Below are 20,644 nucleotides of genomic sequence, written 5' to 3' on the forward strand. Positions count from 1 at the left end.
GCAATCATGGCGATGGCAAGAAGCGATGACCGTCTGATCCGCAAGCTCAGGGAAGCGTTCGGTGCCTCGTTGTGCGAAGCGCTTGGCGATCCCGAGGTGGTCGAGATCATGCTCAATCCCGATGGCAAACTCTATATCGAAACCCAAGGCGCTGGCATGGCGCCGGCCGGCCAGCTTGACATGCAGCGTGCTGAAATCCTGATCGGAATTGTTGCCCATGGGCTTGGCCAGGATGTCAACGAGACCAAGCCAATCGTGTCTGGCGAACTTCCATTGGGCGGGCATCGCTTCGAAGGGCTTTTGCCACCAGTCGTGAAGGGCCCGACCTTTTCGATCCGGCGCCGAACCACTGGCCACCTTCGCCTGCACGACTATGTCGACTCGAGGATCATGACACCCGTGCAATGCCAGCGGATCCTTCATGCCATCCAGGAGCGCCAGAACATTCTCGTCTGCGGTGGCACCGGATCGGGAAAGACGACACTTGCTAATGCCGTCATGCTCGAAATCCAGCGGCTGTTTCCGAATGATCGCATCGTGCTGATCGAAGACACGATCGAGATCGACTGCGGCAACGAAAACGCGGTCTTGCTGCGAAGCAGCGACGAGCTCCCGGTCTCACGGCTTCTGAAGAGCACACTCAGACTGCGTCCTGACCGGATCATGGTCGGCGAAGTCCGGGATGGAGCAGCGCTCACACTCCTTAAAGCCTGGAATACCGGTCACCCCGGCGGCTTCACGACCCTGCATGCGAATGACGCTCGTGCCGCACTCGTCCGGCTTGAACAATTGGTCGCCGAAGTCAGCCAGACAGGCATGAGCCAGGTCATCGCAGACGCTGTCGGTCTCGTCGTGTCGATGCGGCGAACCGAAACCGGCCGCAGGATCGAAGAGGTGCTGTCTGTCACGGGATTTGCGAACGGCCAATATCAACTGAGCTAGCCGAGAGGAAAAGATCATGAAGCGTTCCAACACAGCATGCGCGACACTTGGTTTTCTTGGCCTATGCGCCTTGGCGCATCCGGTCATGGCAAGCTCGGGCGGCGGATTGCCCTGGGAAGCGCCCCTTGAACAGATCCAGCAGTCGATAACAGGGCCGGTTGCAGGCTTCATTGCGCTAGCAGCGGTCGCGGTTGCCGGCGGCATGCTGATCTTTGGCGGTGAACTCAATGATTTCGCCCGCCGCCTCATGTATGTCGTGCTGGTCGCCGGAATCTTGCTGGGCGCAAGCCAAATCGTCTCCCTGTTCGGCGCAACCGGGGCAACAATCGCCTCTACCGTTCCAGAAGGAGCGGACGATCCGGCAGTGAAAATCATCTCCTCCACTGCCGCCGGAGTTGAGGGGAGGGGGGTCTGATGAGCGAGCGCGAGCACCTCCTCGACCTCCACCCCATCCACCGCGCCCTGTCGCGTCCAAACCTGATGTTCGGGGCGGACCGGGAGCTCGTGCTGGTGACCGGGCTGATCTCGGCGATCCTCATCTTCGTGGTGATCACCGTCTATGCGCTGACACTCGGATGTCTCGCCTGGTTCATCACCATTGCCCTGCTTCGCCGGATAGCAAAATCGGACCCTTTGATGCGCCGCGTCTATCTGCGGCATATCCGATACCGCCCCCTTTATCGGCCGACCGCCACGCCTTTCAACCGCCGGTGAGGAGGGTCAGATGGTCGCTCTTTCCGCCTTTCACAACAGCGGTCCGTCTTTTGCGGATCTGATGCCCTATGCTGCCATGGTCGATGACGGGATCATGCTCCTCAAGGATGGCAGCCTCATGGCCGGCTGGTATTTTGCAGGGCCCGACACTGAAAGCGCAACAGATCTCGAAAGAAACAGAATATCTAATGAAATCAATAAAATAATCTGCCGGCTGGGATCCGGATGGATGCTGCAGGTGGAAAGCCTTCGCCTTGCCAGCGCTACCTATCCGAATGCCGAACAGTCCCATTTTCCAGATCAGGTTACCCTGGCAATCGACAGGGAGCGGCGGGATCATTTCGAGCGTCACAACAGCCATTTCGTCAGCAAACATGCGCTCATTTTAACCTACAGGTCACCTGTGCTTTCCGGTGAGACCGTCGCAGGCTTCGCCTATTCTGAAGAAGCCGGGCACGGAAGGGCCGCAACAAAAAACACAGCCGACAAGGCGCTCAAGGTCTTTTCCGACGCGATCCGCGAACTTGAACAATATCTGGCCGGGACGATGTCGATCGAGAGAATGGGTGCAAGAAAGGTCAATGACCCCTCCAGCCTGCGTCCGGCGCAGTTCGACAGCCTGCTGCAGCTCATCAGATTTTGCATTTGCGGGGAAAACCTGCCGGTACGCTTGCCCGAGGTTGCCATGTATCTCGATTGCCTGGTCACCGGGCAGATGGAACACGGGATAACACCGAGGATCGACCACCGTTATGTCGCGACCGTTGCCATTGACGGTTTTCCTGCCGAGAGCTGGCCCGGAATTCTGAACGCGCTTGACCAGATGCCGCTTTCCTATCGCTGGTCGTCTCGCTTCATCTTTCTCGATCCTGAAGAGGCAAGGGCAAGGCTGGAGCGTACCAGGCGGCGCTGGCAGCAGAAAGTCAGGCCGTTCCTCGACCAGTTGTTCCAGACGAGAAGCCGTTCCGTCGACCAGGATGCAGCATCCATGGTCATCGAGACAGAGCGGGCAATCGCCGAGGCAAGTTCCGGACTGGTGGCTTTTGGCCACTACACTCCGGTGATCGTCCTGTTTGATGAAGATCAAAAGGCCTTGGTTGAAAACGCCGAATATATCAGGCGAACCATCCAGAAAGAGGGTTTCGGCGCCCGGATCGAGACCTTCAATGCGACCGAAGCCTATCTCGGCAGTCTTCCGGGAAATTGGTACTGCAATGTCCGTGACCCTTTGCTCAGCACACGCAATCTATCCGACCTTTTGCCTTTGAACTCGGTCTGGTCAGGGGAAAGCACCGCGCCGTGTCCGTTTTATCCACCTGCCGCTCCCTCCTTGATGCAGGTCGCCTCAGGCTCAACCCCCTTCAGCTTCAATCTGCATGTCGAGGATGTTGGACACACACTCATCTTTGGTCCGACGGGTTCGGGCAAATCAACGCTTCTCGCACTCATCGCAGCCCAGTTCCGGCGCTACAGCGGCGCACAGGTCTTTGCCTTCGACAAGGGTCTGTCGCTCCTGCCTTTGACCCTGGCTGTGGGCGGAGACCATTACCGGATTGGCGGCGAGCGAGGGGGAAGCGAAGAGGGGAGGGAAGGGGAGATAGAAGAGACTGGCAAGCTCGCCTTTTGCCCGCTTGCCGACCTGACCACGGACGTCGATCGTGCCTGGGCCTGTGAGTTCGTGGAAATGCTCGTCGCGCTTCAGGGGCTGGAGGTGAAGCCGGAGCATCGCAATGCCATTGCTCGGCAGATCGGGCTGATGGCCACCGCTTCCAGTCGTTCACTTTCGGATTTCGTCAGTGGCGTGCAACTGCGCGAGATCAAGGAGGCGCTGAGGCACTATACCATCGAAGGGCCGATGGGGCATCTGATGGATGCGGAAGCCGATACGCTCGATCTGCAGGCGTTTCAATGCGTGGAGGTCGAGGAATTGATGACTATGGGCGAGCGTAACCTCGTTCCCGTGCTTACCTATCTATTTCGCCGTATCGAGAAACGCCTCACCGGAGCGCCCAGCCTGATCATCCTGGACGAGGCCTGGCTGCTTTTGGGCCACCCTGTGTTTCGCGAGAAGATCCGCGAATGGCTGAAAGTGCTCCGGAAAGCCAATTGTGCCGTCGTCCTGGCGACCCAATCGATTTCTGACGCCGAACGTTCCGGGATCATCGACGTGCTCCTGGAAAGCTGCCCGACAAAGATCTGCCTTGCCAATCCGGGCGCTGAAACGCCAGCGATGCGCTCCTTTTACCAAAGGCTCGGCTTCAATGAGAGACAGATTGAGCTCGTCGCCAATGCCCGTCCCAAGCGCGATTACTACTGCGTCACACCGCAGGGCCGACGCCTATTCGAGATGTCGCTTGGGCCCCTGACGCTCGCTTTTGCCGGGGTGTCGGACCGCGGCCAGATCAGACAGATCGAGGATCTCCACGAACGGTTTGGTGCCGATTGGCCCCGCCAATGGCTGATGCTGAAAGGATATGAGGATGTGCTCTCCTACCTCAACACCTGATACTCACGCGCAAAGGCGCAGACTGCTGCCCCTGATGTGTGCGCTTGCAGTGTCGGTTGCCTTCCCTGCAAAGGGCGGCTCGGTGACGGGGGCGGCAACCGAGTGGACGCAGCTTGCCAATAATGCCGAGCTCGTCGCGATCCTGGAGAGTTCCGGCATCCAGGTCGACAATCAGCTGACCCAGATCAGTCAGCTTGCGCAACAGATCCAGAACCAGCTGGAGATCTATCGTACCATGTTGCAAAACACCGCCTCCTTGCCGGCGCATGTCTGGGGCGATGTCGAGCGCCAACTTCAGCGATTGAGAGAGATCACACTCCAGGGCGAGGGCATGGCCTTCACCATGAGCAATGCCGATGCGATCCTGGCTCAGCGGTTTCCAGACTATGCGAAGCTGCGCCAGGAGCTTCCCCTCGGCCAGGCTTTCGCCGAGACTTACGAGAGCTGGTCGAACACCAATCGCCAAACCGTCTCCACTTCGCTCAGGGTTGCCGGGTTGACCGCAGAGCAATTCGAGGACGAGGAAGCGACGATGAGGTCGCTCAGGCGTCTGTCGGAGACCGCAGACGGGCAGATGAAAGCCCTGCAGGTGGGGCATGACATTGCCGTCGAGCAGGTCAGTCAGCTGCAGAAACTGCGCACCCTTTTTTCCCAGCAAATGACGATGTCAGCGGCCTGGCTGCAATCAGAGCAGGGGCTTCGCGATCTCGCCCAGGTCCGCAGAGAGGCGTTCTTCAAGGCCACGGTTCGCGAGATACCGGCTGGCCAGAAAATGGAGCCACGCTGGTGAGCACCCAACCGAGCAGAATCCGATCCGCAAATGCTGGACACCGATCCCTGCTTTTGTCTGCCGGTCTTAGCGTCGTGATCATTGTCTCGACCAGCGAGCCGTCACTTGCCCAACAGGGCGCAGTCTTGAGCGAACTGGAAAACCAGGTCGTTGCCGCAACACGCGACTGGCAGTCCACCATCATGGATGCGGCCCGCTCGCTGTTCTGGATCCTGGCAGCGATCGAGATCGGACTTGCTGCCATTTGGCTGGCGCTGGCTGCAGCGTCCCTCGACAGCTGGTTTGCCGAACTCGTGCGCCGGATCCTGTTTGTCGGCTTTTTCGCCTTTGTCCTCGATCAGGGGCCGGGATTTGCGCATGCCGTGGTCGACAGCCTGTTTGCCATCGGCGCCGGCCAGGGATCGGCCTCACCCGCCGAAGTCTTCGATGCCGGAATAAGGGTCGCGTCTGCCTTGTCGGAGCATGCAAGCTTCGGGTTGTTTGAAGACAATGCCCTGGCGATTGCCTCCGTGATTGCCATGGGCGTGGTGGTCATCTGCTTTTCCCTGGTCGCAGCCATCTTTGTCTCGGTGATGGTGGAAATGTATGTCGGCCTTCTCGCAGGCATGATCATGCTTGGACTGGGCGGTTCGTCCTTCACCAAGGACTTTGCCCTGCGTTATCTGATCTATGCATTCTCGGTTGGCATGAAGCTCATGGCGCTCGTCATGATCGCCAGGATCGGCTCGGAAGTCCTTCTGGGCCTGGCATCAGCTCCGATCAGTGACACCGAGCCGCTCGTTTCCACACTCTCGATTGCCGGCATCTCCGTCGTTGTCTTCATCATTTCGCTCTATGTGCCGTCAATCGTGCAAGGGCTGGTGCAGGGCGTGTCGGTCACCCAGGGCGGGGAAGCCATCCGGCACGGGATGCAGGCCACGTCCTTTGCCGCGGGGGGAGCCTTCCTGACGGCAACCGCCGCAGGCCAATCCTTTCAGGCCGCGACTTCGGCGAGAGCCGGCGGAGCATCGCTTGCCCGTGCCGCGCTCACCGGCGTGTCGGCCGGTGCCGGTCAGACGGCCCGCGCGCTTGGCGCAGCTGCCCGCGACAAGTTGATTGCGGCACCGGGTGCAAGTCACGCCTCTCTCCTTGGACTGGCCAATGAGAAGCTTCGCACAGGCGCCCATGAACAACGCGGCAAGGGGACGTCACCATGAGAGATCAAGATCAAAAGGCACTCAACCCTTATCTGGCAGGCCGGCTTGAATGGAACGAGCGATATGGAGGTTTTGTCCGGGAGGCGAGAGCCTGGCGCGCGGTGGCGGTCTTGAGCCTTGCTCTTGCGAGTATCGGCTTCGGTTATGCGCTCTATCTCAGCCGAGGAAGCCGCATCATTCCCTATATCGTCGAAGTCGACCGGTTGGGCAGCCCGGTTGCGGTCGGCGTTCCGGAACGGATCGAATATGCCGACCGGCGGGTGGTGCGGGCTATCCTTGCCAATTTTGTTGCAAGTTTTCGGTCCGTGACGCCCGATGCGGTGGTCCAGAAGAAGTATATCGATCGCACCTATGCGCTGCTTCGCGCGTCAGATCCCTCGACCGAAAAGATCAATGCCTGGTTCCGCTCCAACTCACCCTTCGAGGCCGCCAAACGAGTGACCGTTTCGGTCGAAGTGTCCAACATCGTCTCCTTGTCCGAGCGCAGCTGGCAGATCGATTGGACGGAGTTCGAGCGGGATCGCCGGGGTCGAGAAACAGGCAGTCGCCGCTATCGCGGTATTGCGACCGTCACCCTGACCGAGCCTCAGGATGAGGCGGTGATCCGGCTGAACCCGATCGGCCTTTATGTGCGCGACTTCGACTGGACCGCGCAACTCTGACCCCAAGGCTTTCGCCACGCTCCCCACTGCATAAAGGAGAAAGACCATGACCTGCAGGATCATGTGGTATGCCAAAAGCGTCCTCCCAGGCGTTCTCATATTGACCATGGGCCTCACAAAGCCCAGCCTTTCCGAGGAGATGACCGCAGCCGAGCTCAAAGCAAGCCGGCAGTCGGCGGAATGGCAAAAGGGCACGGGCATCGTCACGCGCGGCGCAGACGGCAAGGTGGTATTCCTCTATGGCGAGGCACAGCCGTCAGTCATCTGCGCTCCCTTGCAGGTCTGCGACATTGAGCTCGAGCCGCAAGAGAGCGTGAAGGACGTGCTTCTCGGTGACAGTGTGCGATGGAGTGTTGAGGCCGCAAGCTCTGGTGGCGGGCGAGGTGAGACGATCCATCTGATCGTCCGTCCGACGGAAGCTGGACTGCAAACCTCGATGATCGTGACGACGTCGAGACGAACCTATCACATCCGGCTGAGATCGCATGAAAGCCAGTACATGGCACGCGTCGGCTTTTCCTATCCAAACCCGCTTTCGACCAATCTGTCGGCGGTCAATGCCCGAATTGAGAATACCGGGCGCAGCCCCTCACCGTCACGTCTCGATTTCGGCTTCCAGATCTCAGGCCATGCAAGCTGGCGTCCTAAGCGGGTCTATTTTGATGGCCAGAAGACCTTTATCCAGTTTCCCTCCCGTGTTTCCGGCCAGGAAATGCCGGTTCTTTTCCTCCTGTCCGACGGCCAGAGACAGCTGGTGAACTACCGGGTGAACAAGGACCTGATGATCATCGATCATGACGTTGAAAAGGCTGTTCTGATCTCCGGTGTCGGCTGGCGTCAGAAAAAAATCACGATCACGCGGGGTGGATGAGATGAACAAGCCAGCAACACTCGCCCTGATCGCCCAGCTCTTGAGCGGCTGCCAGTCCACCAGTGGGGCGCCCGGCGGTGAAGGTCAAAACACAGCGCTGCAGGACCCCGTGATCGCAACCTCGATTGCCGCTGACCTGTCGACGGATGTCAGCCCCTTCCTCGCGAAAAGTTCCGTTCTGGCGTTCAATCCCGACCAGACGGCACCCTTATCGGATGCCCTCGCGCAGTCTCTGATTGGACATGGTTACACGATCAAAAGCGACCGCGAAGCGAAGGCCGATGCGATCGAGCTTCAGATCTGGAGTATGGAGGTGGATGGTGACCTCCTGGTTCGACTTTCAACTCCAAGCCACCGTCTCTCCAAGATCTACCGAAAGACAATAGCTTCTGACCCAAGCTTTGCAAGCAGCTCCCCTGCAAACGCTCAAGTCACGCCTGCAGGCCCGCTTCTGGTGGAGACGATCGGTACGGGAGGACCCTCATCATGACGAGCGGACATCAGATCCTCGGGGCCCCCCATATCGTGAGCGGGGGGCAGGGGAGCCAGCAGGGCCGCATCAGGCGGCTCAATCGTCTTCCGCTCGTTTTCGCGCTTGTCCTTGTGGTCCTGGTTCTGGCGACCGTCATATTCGGCCTATCATCCCGCGGATTGTGGCGGAAAGGTTCCGGAGAGGTGACGATCGATGATCGGGGACCGGCATCGACTTTCCCAGAAAACCTCAAACGCGGGGTCGGCGATGGCGTCATCGGCGAAAATCCCCAGCCCCTAGCAGCACAGCCGCCCATGGAGGCGCCTCGTGTGATGGCAGTACCCACGCTTGATCGACCGCTTCAAGCCGAACCGAAAGCGCCCACGGCGCCAACGGTGTCAAGGCCGCGGCCTGAGCCGGACCAATGGCGAGAGAGACTTCAACGTGAGCATGAGGAACAGATCCTCAATGAGCGCCACCGTCAGACAATGGCGCGACTGCAGCGTGCAGATGGTGCACGCGCTTCCCCAATGCGGATCGATACGGCCGCTGTCGCAGCCGTGTCTTCGCAAGACTTGACCGCGAATGGTCGAGGCGCGAGCGCAGGCAACGAAGGGCTGAACGCCCGACTGATCGCAGCCGCCGAGGCGCTTGGAATGTCGGGCTCCGGTCAAAGTGACCAGAACGGCCAGCGGGAGAAACAAGCCTTTATCAATGCAGGCGTCGACACGCTGCCAAATGGGGGGTTGATGGCCGATTCGGTCTCACCGCTGACATTGAGCCGTGGCTCTGTCATTCCTGCGGTACTGCTCACCGGTATCAATGCCGATCTCCCGGGGCGGATCCTTGCCCAGGTGAGCCAGAATGTGTTCGACAGTGCGACCGGCCAGCATTTGCTCATTCCACAGGGATCGAGACTGGTCGGTCGATATGACTCAAAGGTCTCATTTGGCCAGTCGCGCGTCCTGGTGGTCTGGACGGATATTGTCCTTGCCAATGGCCAAAGCCTTTCCATCGGCGCCATGGCCGGGGTCGACCAGGCGGGGCAGGCGGGTTTCAAGGACAAGGTGGACCGGCATCTGTGGCAAAGCTTCGGCTCAGCCGCATTGATTGCGATCATCGGAACGGGGATGGATCTTGCACTCCCAGACGGGCAAGGCATGGGATCGAGCGATCCGTCGGATGCGGCAAGGCGAAGCTTCAGCGAGACCTTCGGCCGCCTGGCGGAGCGGACCATCTCGAAGAACATCGATGTTCAGCCCACGCTGACGATCAGGCCCGGCTATCGGTTCAACATCCTGGTTGATCGCGATCTGGTGTTTGGCGGGCAAAGCCTTGAACGCGTCAGAGGCTGACTGCCTTGCGAATTTGGACCTGCCCGTCAAGCTGGATGAGGAAGTTTGCCGACATCCAACAGCAAGTCAGAACCGGCAGCCCTTCAGATCAGCATCAGCCGGGCCGCAACCGCAGTCGCCTGCTGCAGCGTCACGGCATCAAGCTTGCCTCTTGCCTTGTCGACCGATCCCCGAACCCGTGAGTATTTCTCTTCCAAGAGGTCAGCCACATCCTGCATGGTCTTGCCTTCGGCGACCCAGCTGAGACACGTGGTCTCGAAAGGCGTCAGCTTGGAGGCCGAACCGCTGGACCACCGCTTTCTGCGCAACGAGAATGCAAAATGCAGCATGGCCGCTGCCGCAGCAGCCTCGATGATGTCCATCCGCACGGCATCCTTCAGGCATGCAGTATCGGAGGATGCGAAGGTCAACACGGCCTTATGGCCAAAGCCGACACGGATCGGGATTGAAAGTCCTGCAACAATCCCATGGGCGATCGCCTCGTCGCGAAAGGCGATCACGTCTTTGCTTTCCCGGTTGAGTATTGCGTCGTGAAGCGACCAGCAGAAGGGATGGGCCCCCTGTTTGGCGGCTTTGACGATCGGATCGATCCGGCTGAAATCCTGCACATAGTAGCGGTCTTGCCACTCTTCCGAGTAGTTTGACACGGCCCTCCAGCGACTACCGTCGAGGCGTAGATAGGCAAAATGCTGAAACCCTTGAGCCTGGGCGAAGCTTTCCAGAGCCTCGCCCAGTGCATTTGGATCGCGCGCGGTGGTGATGGCCTCGATCAGGGGATCAAAATGATGTCTCTTGCTCATGCTTGGATCCTCGTTGGCAATGAACATGGGATGCCAGACGTCACCTCGACGTCTGACGCAATGCGGATCGAACTGGACCTAGATGATGGCGTCCGGCAGAAAACGGACCGGCAATTAGTGTGTTACACAAAACAATTATAATGATGAGTTATAAATGGCGGATCCCGCCGCGCAACTTTGGCGAGATAAAAGAAACAAAAATTAACATTGGCCACAATTGCAGCCCGACCGGGCGGCCAGGTTCCCGTCTGTTTGGCTCGACGATGACAGGCGCAACAAGGTCAACCGTCGGACCTGTCGGATTGATCGGTCAAGCCCTCAACGCGCGGCGTGAAGATATAGCCGCCAAGCCGGACTGTCCGAAGCATGATCGGGCGGCGCGGGTTGAACTCGATCTTGCGCCGCAGTCGACTGACATGAACATCAATGCTGCGTTCCAGCGGGCCTGCTGCGCCGGCACGGGTGAAGCCCAAGAGCTGATGTCGTGACAGTGGCTTGCCGCCATTGCGGCAAAAGGCCCATAACAGGTCGAATTCAGCGGTCGTCAGATCAACGGTCTGACCACCAGGATCCGTGACAAGTCTGCGACGGGGGTCGATAGACCAGCCAGAAAATCGCAAGACACCGCTGAACGAACCTGCCGCAGGACTCAAGCGCATCCGCCGCACAAGGCCTGAGAGGCGCACCTTGATCTCGCGGATCGACAAGGTTTTTGGGAAGCATTCGTCGGCACCTGCTTCCAGCACCTCAATACGCGCCTCGGGATCTTCCGTGTCGATCAAGGCGATGATGGCAACGGAGCTGGTGAGACGAATGCTGCGACAGAATTGCGCCATGTCCTCCTGTCCCTGTGCAAGGCTGTCGACAAGCAGGAGATCGCTCCCTTGGACGGAAAGCGTCGCACGCAGTGCTGACGTGCTTGAGACGCGTTTGACGAGATAATCAGCTTGCAGAGCGTTGATGATCCGCTTGCTCCTCTCGCTCCTGCGCAACAACACGAGAAGCTCGGCTCGCCGATCCGCAAGTCCGGTATCGACGCCGGACGGCATCGAGGATCTCGGTTTTCCCATATCGTCGCCCCTTCTGCTTTCACCGCGCGTTCAGCAATCGAACAAATGACGCGCAGATGCAGATTATCGATCGAGCACCTTCAACTTCGGCGCGCAGTCCTTATTGGGACTTTTTTGACGAGGCTTGCCAAGTGACAAATCTGCTAGGGTGGATCGCACCCAAATCCGCAACAATTCTACATAACTTGCGCGCACTTAGCATTTGAACAACCGCGCCTGCAGTGCCATGCTGATGGCGCAAATCAACAGGGATAGAGGCCTGTTCATGCAAGAGCGAAATGACACAGCGCTCCATGACGCACCTCTGGTTGTCATAGGCTCGGCCGCAGGGGAGCTTGCTGTCTTTCTCCGGCACCTGTTGGAAGGCGATGGTCTGACGGTCGAGCTTGCCACAACGAAAGACAGTGCGTTGCGCAAGATTGTCGAGCAACAGGCGGTGCTTGTGTTGATCGATTGCGACCTCGAGGGTGCACTGTCACTTTGCCGGTCGGTGCGGGAAATCAGGGCCTCCCTGGACTGTCGCATTGTCGGGCTCATCGGTCAGGACTTAAGCTCCAGCTATCCCGACTTCCTGTGCGCCGGCATGGATGACGCGCTGATGCGCCCGGCCGAACCGAGAGCAATCCTGGATGCCGTCAGGCGGCAAACGAGGCAGTCGAACCTCGGGAATGAGCCGGTCATCGTCCACCGCGATGTCGAGATTGATCTGCGGGCACGGCGTGTGTGGCGTGGGGGCAGGGAGGTCCCTCTGACACGCATCGAATTCGAACTGCTGGTGATCCTCGCCAAAGATCCGATGTCTGTTCACTCCCGCCAGGCCTTGATTGCTGGGGCCTGGCCAAGGGGCATCTATGTCGAACCTCGCACGGTCACCATCCATATCGGCCGCTTGCGACGGCGTCTGATGACAGGTGGTGCCAAGGACCTGATCCGCACCGTCAGGGGAAGCGGCTATGCACTTGATGCAAGCGCGCCCGAAGGCCCAAAGGAGTGAATCTCATGATGAACGGCAATCAGCAGGCCAACAACCGGGTTCTGTTTCGCGGCGGCAGCCTCATCACCGGCGACGGGCGAACCATGCTTGAGACCGGTTCAATCCGGGTTCGTGCAGGCGTCATCGCACAACTCTCTGAAGGCATGGCCGACGCCGCCGAGGGAGAGACGGTCATTTCGACCGAAGGCCTAATGATGCTGCCCGGCTTCATCAACGGGCACGCGCATGCGACCATTGCCGGCCCATCCATGCCGAGCGGCTCGCCACCGCTGTCCCCGGCACAGGTCAGCTGGCAGCGCAATCGGCATCTTCTCTCCGGCACGACTTCACTCATCAATGTCTGCGGCCTCGCCATGACGGAGGAACGTGACGGAGAATTGGGTGCCCATCCCATGGACATCCATATGACAAGCGCCCATACGCCACATTCGATCCTGGCGGCAGACGAGATTGATGGGCGCGGGCTTACGCCACGACATCGACATTCGCGCATCGATGATCTCGTTCTTGGAGGCTGTCGAGTGCTGGGAGAGGCCGGTGGTGGCCAAACATTGGGAGGCGGTGCCCAGGACTACCGCTTCATTCCCGATGCTATCGAGGAGTATACCGGTCTGCGGATTAGCGTTCAGATGGCTCGACGCATGAAGGAAGCGGTGCTCGGGCGCAGGCTGGACGGTCGTGCAACGGCAAGCGAACGCACCGTCAAAGAGCTTCTTGTCGAGGCGACAATTGCAGACAAGATCTCGACGCTGGAATTGAGAGGCCTGCTTGAACGGTACGTTCTGGCACCCGTCGAACACGCGCTTGTTGGGCTTAAGGAAGTTGCAGATGCCGCAGTCAGACACAATCTTCCTGCGATCTTCCACCACGCGGCACCGACGGCGGAAACGCTTCTTCTCCTCAAGCAACGGTACCCCGCACTCCGCATGATTGCAGCCCATGCCAATCATCCTTCCTTTCTTACCGATGAAGCGGTCGACTACGCCGTTCGTCTGAAAGATCTTGGTGCGACCATCGACATATCGACGCTTGACGTGGTCGAGACACGCTTCCGAAACGGTCCGGAGACGTTTGATGCGCTCGTCGAGGCTGGACTGGTGGACACGATTTCAACCGACTTTGCCGGCGGAGACTGGGACACAATCCCTTCCGCTCTGCACAGGATGACACGCGTCAACAGGAGGAGCCTTACAGAAGCGGTAGCGCTGGCAACCGGTAATGTCGCGCGGGTCTTTCCAGAGATCTTTGACGATCGGGGCCTTCTAGCGGTCGGCAAGAGGGCTGATCTCGTCATGACCGAAGCCCACAACATCTCCAGGATCAGGCATGTCTTCATCGCCGGCCAGGCACGTGTCTGGAACGGCGCGCTTCTGTCTGCATAAGAAGCGCAGGGCCAACTGTCGCTGCGATACTCGATCCGCCGAATCCGTATAGGCGCTGCCTTTCGACGCGGGTCTTGAACCAGTTTGGCCGAAACGGCTGGGTTCTACTGTTCGATTGGCGCGTCAGGTCTCAGACGAGCCCTTACCAGGATCGAGGCTCGCCGTGATTTTCTGACCCAGCTGTTGCATGAGCTCATCAGCATCGCCCTCGCTCAGCGAAACGACCGAGTTGATTATTCTGTCCTGTTCGACCTGCGAGAACACTCCGCGCGACACCTGCCGGAATTTTGCAGCAAGCGCTTCAAAATCCATGGACTCGGATGGGTCGCCACGCGCAGCTGTCAGTTTGGAAACAAGCCGCGCCCCGGACCTCAGGGCAACCGTGAGCATCGCAGTGGTCTTCATCGGAAACTGCGCTTCCGCTTCTGCGTTCACGCTCAGCTTGACCTTCGAGGCAAAGGCCGACAGTTCCGACCGGGCCAGAAGGTCGGGCCCAATTGGTGTGAGCGCCTCTTCTCCGAGGATTGCGAGCACTGCCAGACAATAGGGCAGGCTATATTGCAAGGCCGTCAGGTTTTCCGGGTCCGGACTATTGGCAAGTCTCAAGGCAAAGCCGAAGGTTTCCACCTCGACGTGATCGATATCAGCCACCATAAACCCATGATCACGGCGCAATGCGGCATAGGCGTCCAGGGCTGGATGGATGTAGCGACAACACGCATAGGGCTTGAAGTATGTATCGAGAATCTCAAACCGGCTCCCCAGGCGATCGAGAATACGGGCTCGATCATAGAAGCGCTGGTGATCAAGCAGGTCGACCGGGCCGGTGAACCCGGCTCCCGCCAGGAACACGGCCTGCAGACCAAGCTGCGCGCTGAAGGCGATACCTTCTTTCACCAGGTTGCCGGTCATGCGCGAATAGCCGGAACTGCCGTTCGCCCGCTGGTTCGGCGCGGTCACACCTGCAATCGCCAGAGCCTGCGCCAGATGCTCCGGCGTTGCTTTCAAGAGCCGTCCAGCCGCAGCGGCAGAAGCAAAGGCCGCCCATCGTCCGGTCTGACGCGTCAGGATTGCCTCTGTTTTCTGGGCTGCCGCAATCCTGACGCCGACATCGTAACCCGCAATGATGGCCGAAAGGATCTCATCGCCACGGCTCTGCGGCATGGTCGAGGCGAGGGTCAGCACCGTCGGAATGACGCTTGCACCGGGATGACCGCGGGCCGCCCGGTTGCCATCATCAAGATCAAGCGCAGACGCACAAAGCGCATTATGAAGCAGGGCAGACAGCAGCGACAATCTCTGTCCGGTGAACCAGGCCGGGACAGGACCGGAGCCGTAAAGCCATTCGGATACGCCAAGTGCTGCCGCAGGCGCTGGCGATCGCATACCGGCAAGTGCTGCGGTCAAAAGATCGAGCACGCAACCGAGCGCCACCTTCCTCACCTCGTCGGGTAGGCACCCAGCATCGATTTCCAGCGCATGACGAGCCAGACGATGCGTCAGAAATGGCATGATGATCCCTTGCTCCTCAGTCCAAGCTTAGCTAGTCGGTTGCCGGCGTTCAGTCCGCCGTCCGCGTCAGGTATTTCTGAAACATTGCAGCCACCACATAGAGATCGAGCACTGGCAGACCGACACAGGTGACAGACAGCGGCACACCTGGCTGAAGATGCCAGTTCGATGTCTTCGACAGTTCCAGAATGCCAAGATGAGGTCCGAGCGCTTCAAGCGAGGAGCCAGCCCGAGAGAACTGCAAGGCAAGGCTCTGCGAATTTCGCTTCGAGACGGTCGCCAGATCATCGCACCCCACCTGGCCCTGGCGCAGGATCCGGCGCAAGGTCTCGACGGGGACCTCGTCGCCGCCCAGATGCAGAAGGCTGGTATCGCGCCTGAGCTCGTGATCATGAAAGACCGGACGATCGGAATTGGTGGCAGTGATGACGAAGTCGGCTTCAGCGAGAAAATCATTGTCGTTTACGGCGACGAGTTCGAACGGCAGTGTCATGGACAGTGACGCTTGCAGCGCCTTTGCGCCTTCAAACCTGCGCGCTCTCACATAGACCCGGGCGATGCGGGTTGCAGCACGGTCAGCCAGCGAGGCCAAGATGGCGCGTGCGATTGGCCCCGCGCCGAACAAGAAGACACAAAGTCGATCATGCTCGATCGCGCAAAGTCGCAGCACCTGCGAGGCGTAGGCGCCGGTGCGGGCGGCTGACAGCGACGTCGCATCAATGATCGCGAGCGGCTGCATGGAGAACTTCTCCATCAGGATATAGGTCGATCTGGAGCGCGGAAGACCCAGAAGACGATTGAAGGCATTGGCGCCGATCACTTTCACGCCGGCAAAATGCGAATTGGCTCCGTAAAGGCAGGACAGCTTCCAGCCGAGCCGCTCACCGGAAAACTCGCCCCTGCGGGCCTGATGCCCGGTCTCGCGCCAGAATTCGTCTTCGGGAAGCGACAGCACCGACTTGGCCCCCAGCGCCCGGCCCGTGCGAATGTCGTTCCAGGCCTGTTCGAGCGCCTCGTGCACTTCCGCCACCGATAGCATCGAGCCGCTCGAAGCAATGCTGCTTTCATCAAGAAGGACCGGCTCACGCCGATGCACTGTGGAGCTCATCGATTGAGCCAGGGAGAAACCTGTGTCTTTGCCTGCCATCTGCCTGATCCTCCCTCAGAACTTCCCTTCAGCGTTGCAGGGGGAATGATAGCGGAGCCGACACCGTCCAGAGGCGAAGTCTTGGCGAAGAATTGGGCACATCAGACAAGACCGCCGAAGTCGGCTTCGAGACGACGGCGTCAAAGCAGGCGACGTCCCTGTGGCGTGACCGTCAGACCAGCGACTTCGCCCTGATCCGTGCAGCCTTGCGATAGGCCCGCGGCGTCAGTCCCGTCTCGAAGCGGAAGGTGCGATTGAAGTTCGACAGATTGTTGAAGCCGGCCTCAAAGCAGATGTCGGTAATCGGCCTATCCGATTCACCCAAGAGTGTTCTGGCGCGCCACACCCGTACGGAACGGCTGTAATCGGAGAAGTTCATGCCGGTCAGACGTCTAAACGCGCGCGAGAAAGCCGAAGGCTCAAAACCAACCTGTTGCGCGACCTCATGCATTTGCGCGCCTGGATCCGATTGCAGGATCTGGATGGCCTGATCAATGCGCCGATGTCGGCGATCCGACACCTGATTATAGGTGGCGATGAAGTGCTCGCTGGCCAGCAGCCGCTTTTCAGGCGCTGCATCGATTGCCTCCAGGATCTCGAGGAAGAGGCCCAATCCACCCCGATGGCCGCCCCGGTGGCCGACCGCATGGAGCTCAAGGATCATGTGGCCAATCAAACTGGCTTCCTTGCCCAGAATTTCTATCCCACGCTGCGCAAGCGGTTTGAGCCGGTGGAGGACGTCGAATTCGGGACAGACGGCCCGCACGCCAATCAAGGCATCGGCATCAAACTGCAGGACCATGTCGCGACCGGGGAGCGGCGGAGCACCGGGGGTAATCCAGTTATGCGGCAGATTGGTGCCGGTCAGCATCAGATGTCCAGGCCGAAAGGGGCCGATATAGTCGCCGACATAGGCAAAGCCACTGGCGTCTGGAATGAAGTGGATCTCCCATTCGGGATGATAATTCCAGATGCAGATCGGATTGGGGTAATCGTCGCGGCGGATGAGATAGGACGCGCCACCGGGGAGCACGATCTGCTCGCGCGTGGCGGTGAATGTCTCGGAGGGTGACTGCGGAAAATCTGGTGCAATAGGCATGCAAGCGTCCATGGTGTGCTGCACAAATGTCAAAATAATATCAGTTCTGCGTCGAAGTCCAACTAGTTCGCACCGTCCTCTTCGGCAAAAGTGCCCCCGTCGATGGCAAGGGAGTTGCCATCAAGGGAGGAAATCATGACACTGAATGCTCTCCGCGCAGGCTGCGCGGTCATCGCCCTACTTGCCGCCTCGAACGCTTTTGCCGCCGCACAATGCACGAATGACGTCCGCATCCTGGCGCAGCCCCGCGACGGTCTGACGCTTCTCGAAGACTATGTCGACGAGTTCGAGGAGCTTTCCGGTGCCGGCTTCGAGATCAGCTATCTCAACGAAAACGATCGCCGCGCCAAGTCGCAAGCCGACGCATCAACCGTTGGCAGCTTCGACGTCTATTATGTCGACGAAGCCAATCTCGCGCTGTTTGCCTCCTCCGGCTGGATCGTGCCGCTTGATGGCTTCTACCCGGAAGAATACGACTACAACGACTTCGACGCCGGCATGCGGGCGGCAGCCACCTATGACGGCAAACAGTGGTTTGCGCCGGTTCAGGGTGGTGGCGACCTGATGGTCTATCGCACCGATCTTCTCGAAAAGGCAGGCATCGAGCCGCCCAAGACCTGGGACGAATATTTCGCAGCCGTCCAGAAGCTGCATGATCCGGCAAATGGCGTCTATGGCACGGCACTTCGTGGCCAGCGCGGCTCGGGCGCCAATGTCTGGCGCTGGATGCCCTTCTTCAAGGCCAATGGTGGCGAGTGGTTCAAGGACGGCAAGCCAGCCTTCAACTCGGATGCTGCCGTGAAGGCGACCGAGACCTATCTGGAACTCTTCAAATATTCGGCTCCAGGCACGCAGACCGGCTCCTGGGATGAATCGACCGGCGCCTTCCGCTCCGGCAAGGTCGCGATCATCATCGAATCCGCGCCGCTTGGCGGCATGTCTGTCGACAAGGCGCAGAGCCAGGTCGCAGACAAGGTCGCCTTCTCGGTTCCGCCGTCGCCGCTGCCGGGTGGTGGTTACGCCCATGGTTTTGCAATCGCCTCCAAGGCCAATGCCACGGACGAGGAAAAGGCCTGCGCTGGTCTTTTCGTTGCCTGGGCAACCTCCAAGGAACAGGAGGCCCGTCGCCTCGCCGCCGGCCAGCCGGGCGAGTTGACGCGCACCAGCACCTATCAGAGCCCGGAATATGCGACGACCTTTGGTCAGAACCTCGCCGACGCAATGGCTGCGACCGGTGAGAAGACCACCGTCACATTCTGGCAGGATCCGCGCTGGCAGGAGCTGGGCAATCAGTGGGGCATCATGCTCGAAGAGCTGATCACCGGCAGCCGCACCGATATCAAGGCGACGCTTGACGAACTGGAAGCCTTCGCCGCCAAACTTTGAGGCCCCCCAAGCAGCCAACTCGGGCGCGTCTTCTGGCGCGCCCCTTTTTTCCATCAAAGGATCTGCCATGCGCCGCGGCCGCTCGCTGCCTTATGTCTTCTTGGGCCCGACTCTGGGCATCCTGATCATCTTGGCCCTCGTGCCGACGATCTACGCGATCAACATATCGCTTCAGAACCGGACCCTTTCGGCACCTGAGGCAGACTATGTCTGGTTCACCAATTATCTGGCTCTCTTTTCCGATGCCCGCTTCTTGAATGCACTCTGGGTGTCATTCAAATGGGAGATCATCAGCGTCACCGCGACCATGGTGACAGGGCTCGCTCTCGGTATTGCCATGTTCGAGGCGGCAAGCCCTAGGGCGCGCAACGTCCTTTGCGTGCTCTTCATCATTCCCGTTCTCCTGCCGCGTGTTTGCGCAGCCTTCGTCTGGAAGTTCGCCTTCCACCCGCTTTACGGCGCACTGACATGGCCGGTGCGCGAGATCACCGGCGTCACGCCGGATATCCTGTCGACGCCGCTCGGTGCGCTTCTGGCTGTTGCCTTTGTCGATGTCTGGCAGTGGGGCCTGTTCTTTGCCGTGATCATCCTGAAGCTCCTGGAATCCCTGCCGCCGCAGCCTTTGGAGGCGGCGCGCATCGATCGGGCAACCCGTTTCGAGATCCATCGCTTCGTCACGCTACCCATGCTGAAAGCGCCATTGATCAGCCTGCTTCTCGTCAAGGCGATCGAGAGCCTGCGTTCCTTTGACCTCGTCTATGTGATGACCCGTGGCGGCCCCGGCATCTCCACCGAGACGCTCGACATGTATGCCTATTCGCAAGGCTTCATCGAAGCCGGCAAGATCTCCTACGCGTCCTCCATGGCCGTCATCATGATGGTGCTGACCATCGTCACCTTCACCTTTACCTGGAAGAGGCTGAACCGATGAAGTTCTCGACCCTTCTGCTCAGGCTGCTTCTGGTTCTGGCCGCAGCGCTCGTCGTGCTGCCGCTTCTGTGGACCTTGCTCAACGCCTTCAAGACCAATGCCGACCTCCTGGTCTCGACGCCGAAGCTGTTCTTTCAGCCGGTCTGGGACAATATGGCTTATGTGCTCAACCGCCGATCAGTCGCCCGTGCCCTCGTCAATTCGCTGATCATCTGCTCGAGTGCGGTCGTGCTCGGCGCCGTGATCGGCGTTCCCGCAGCCTATGTCATCGCCCGCTTCAAGAACCGGATCACCGCGGAAGCGCAGTTCTTCGTCCTGTCGCTGCGCTTCCTGCCGCCGGTTGCGATTGCCATTCCGATGCTGGTCATCTGGCTCGGGCTCGATCTCTACGATACCCGCCTGTCGCTGATCGTGACCTATCTGATCGTGACGGCCTCGATCACCATCTGGCTATCGGTGCCGGCGTTTGAACGGGTCAGCCTGCATGTGGAAGAGGCCGCCCGCGTCGATGGCCTGGGTCCTTACGCCACCTTCTTCCGCATCGCGCTGCCCATTGCGCGCTTCCAGGTCTTCGGCGCCATCGCCTTTTCCTTCGTGCTCGTTTGGAATGAGTTCCTGCTCGCGATGATGCTCACGACCTCAAAGGCCAAGACCTTGCCGATCATCGCCTCGGAGATGTCGCAGCTCGGCATGAACGTGCCCTGGGGCATCTTGAACGCTGCCGTCGTCCTTTTGTCCCTGCCACCCCTGATCCTGCTCGGGGTGCTGGCCGGTGGCCTCAATGCCGCATTTTCCAAGAAATCCGATCAAGGTTGA

The 20,644-nt window shown here is 59.5% G+C and carries 20 protein-coding genes; 15 read left to right on the top strand and 5 right to left on the bottom strand.

The genetic code is table 11. The features are described from left to right. Window positions 1-6 precede the first annotated feature (6 nt). The 10 genes from trbB to trbI are packed head-to-tail and all read left to right on the top strand — an operon-like array spanning window position 7 to window position 9,508. Entirely contained in the window at window positions 7-942 is a 936-nt protein-coding gene (trbB, locus tag ACQKP1_RS24740; RefSeq protein WP_427277375.1) for a P-type conjugative transfer ATPase TrbB, read from the top strand. Window positions 943-958: 16 nt separating this feature from the next. Then, window positions 959-1,357, top strand: coding sequence for a TrbC/VirB2 family protein (locus tag ACQKP1_RS24745; protein WP_427277376.1), 399 nt, complete (start codon window positions 959-961; stop codon window positions 1,355-1,357). After that, entirely contained in the window at window positions 1,357-1,656 is a 300-nt protein-coding gene (locus tag ACQKP1_RS24750; RefSeq protein ID WP_427277377.1) for a conjugal transfer protein TrbD, read from the top strand. Before ACQKP1_RS24745 ends, ACQKP1_RS24750 begins: the two co-directional genes overlap by 1 nt. 10 nt (window positions 1,657-1,666) lie before the next feature. Continuing rightward, window positions 1,667-4,162, top strand: coding sequence for a VirB4 family type IV secretion/conjugal transfer ATPase (locus tag ACQKP1_RS24755; protein ID WP_427277378.1), 2,496 nt, complete (start codon window positions 1,667-1,669; stop codon window positions 4,160-4,162). 34 nt (window positions 4,163-4,196) lie between these two features. After that, window positions 4,197-4,952, top strand: coding sequence for a P-type conjugative transfer protein TrbJ (gene trbJ, locus ACQKP1_RS24760; protein WP_427277379.1), 756 nt, complete (start codon window positions 4,197-4,199; stop codon window positions 4,950-4,952). A 17-nt stretch (window positions 4,953-4,969) separates the two neighbouring features. Beyond that, window positions 4,970-6,148: a P-type conjugative transfer protein TrbL gene (trbL, locus tag ACQKP1_RS24765; RefSeq protein WP_427277415.1), complete on the top strand. Its 1,179-nt coding sequence runs from the start codon at window positions 4,970-4,972 to the stop codon at window positions 6,146-6,148. After that, window positions 6,145-6,810: a conjugal transfer protein TrbF gene (gene trbF / locus ACQKP1_RS24770; RefSeq protein WP_427277380.1), complete on the top strand. Its 666-nt coding sequence runs from the start codon at window positions 6,145-6,147 to the stop codon at window positions 6,808-6,810. The genes trbL and trbF overlap by 4 nt, the downstream gene beginning before the upstream one ends. Window positions 6,811-6,856: 46 nt before the next feature. Then, window positions 6,857-7,681, top strand: a complete 825-nt coding sequence (trbG, locus tag ACQKP1_RS24775) for a P-type conjugative transfer protein TrbG (RefSeq protein ID WP_427277381.1) — start codon at window positions 6,857-6,859, stop codon at window positions 7,679-7,681. A gap of 1 nt (window position 7,682) precedes the next feature. Then, window positions 7,683-8,171 (top strand): hypothetical protein, encoded by a 489-nt coding sequence (locus ACQKP1_RS24780; protein WP_427277382.1) that lies wholly within the window; start codon window positions 7,683-7,685, stop codon window positions 8,169-8,171. Next, entirely contained in the window at window positions 8,168-9,508 is a 1,341-nt protein-coding gene (gene trbI / locus ACQKP1_RS24785; protein WP_427277383.1) for an IncP-type conjugal transfer protein TrbI, read from the top strand. The genes ACQKP1_RS24780 and trbI overlap by 4 nt, the downstream gene beginning before the upstream one ends. An 83-nt stretch (window positions 9,509-9,591) precedes the next feature. Here the strand turns inward: trbI and ACQKP1_RS24790 are convergent, their stop codons facing one another. After that, window positions 9,592-10,308, bottom strand: a complete 717-nt coding sequence (locus ACQKP1_RS24790) for an autoinducer binding domain-containing protein (protein ID WP_167539679.1) — start codon at window positions 10,306-10,308, stop codon at window positions 9,592-9,594. A 281-nt stretch (window positions 10,309-10,589) separates the two neighbouring features. Beyond that, on the bottom strand, window positions 10,590-11,378 hold the full coding sequence (locus ACQKP1_RS24795; RefSeq protein ID WP_427277384.1) for a winged helix-turn-helix domain-containing protein: 789 nt from the start codon (window positions 11,376-11,378) through the stop codon (window positions 10,590-10,592). A gap of 265 nt (window positions 11,379-11,643) precedes the next feature. Here ACQKP1_RS24795 and ACQKP1_RS24800 point away from each other — a divergent pair, with 265 nt between their 5' ends. Both ACQKP1_RS24800 and ACQKP1_RS24805 read left to right on the top strand, forming a co-directional pair. Further along, window positions 11,644-12,372 (top strand): winged helix-turn-helix transcriptional regulator, encoded by a 729-nt coding sequence (locus ACQKP1_RS24800; RefSeq protein ID WP_427277385.1) that lies wholly within the window; start codon window positions 11,644-11,646, stop codon window positions 12,370-12,372. A 5-nt stretch (window positions 12,373-12,377) separates the two neighbouring features. Then, window positions 12,378-13,754 (top strand): amidohydrolase family protein, encoded by a 1,377-nt coding sequence (locus ACQKP1_RS24805; protein ID WP_427277386.1) that lies wholly within the window; start codon window positions 12,378-12,380, stop codon window positions 13,752-13,754. Window positions 13,755-13,877: 123 nt separating this feature from the next. On the opposite strand, the gene ACQKP1_RS24810 is transcribed toward ACQKP1_RS24805, so the two are convergent. From ACQKP1_RS24810 to ACQKP1_RS24820, 3 genes are all read right to left on the bottom strand, one after another. After that, entirely contained in the window at window positions 13,878-15,266 is a 1,389-nt protein-coding gene (locus ACQKP1_RS24810; protein WP_427277387.1) for an MmgE/PrpD family protein, read from the bottom strand. Window positions 15,267-15,315: 49 nt separating this feature from the next. Further along, entirely contained in the window at window positions 15,316-16,413 is a 1,098-nt protein-coding gene (locus ACQKP1_RS24815) for an ornithine cyclodeaminase (protein WP_427277388.1), read from the bottom strand. Window positions 16,414-16,585: 172 nt separating this feature from the next. Then, on the bottom strand, window positions 16,586-17,512 hold the full coding sequence (locus tag ACQKP1_RS24820; protein WP_427277389.1) for an AraC family transcriptional regulator: 927 nt from the start codon (window positions 17,510-17,512) through the stop codon (window positions 16,586-16,588). 135 nt (window positions 17,513-17,647) lie between these two features. Between ACQKP1_RS24820 and ACQKP1_RS24825 the strand changes: the two genes are divergently transcribed. The 3 genes from ACQKP1_RS24825 to ACQKP1_RS24835 all read left to right on the top strand — a co-directional run bounded on the left by ACQKP1_RS24825 (window position 17,648) and on the right by ACQKP1_RS24835 (window position 20,644). Continuing rightward, a complete protein-coding gene (locus ACQKP1_RS24825; protein WP_427277390.1) occupies window positions 17,648-18,898 on the top strand; it encodes an ABC transporter substrate-binding protein in 1,251 nt (416 codons plus the stop codon). Between the two features lie 67 nt (window positions 18,899-18,965). Next, entirely contained in the window at window positions 18,966-19,829 is an 864-nt protein-coding gene (locus ACQKP1_RS24830; RefSeq protein WP_427277391.1) for a carbohydrate ABC transporter permease, read from the top strand. Continuing rightward, window positions 19,826-20,644: a carbohydrate ABC transporter permease gene (locus ACQKP1_RS24835; protein ID WP_203020812.1), complete on the top strand. Its 819-nt coding sequence runs from the start codon at window positions 19,826-19,828 to the stop codon at window positions 20,642-20,644. The genes ACQKP1_RS24830 and ACQKP1_RS24835 overlap by 4 nt, the downstream gene beginning before the upstream one ends.

It is taken from the genome of Allorhizobium sp. NPDC080224, from assembly GCF_050281005.1.
Classification (GTDB): Bacteria; Pseudomonadota; Alphaproteobacteria; order Rhizobiales; family Rhizobiaceae; genus Allorhizobium.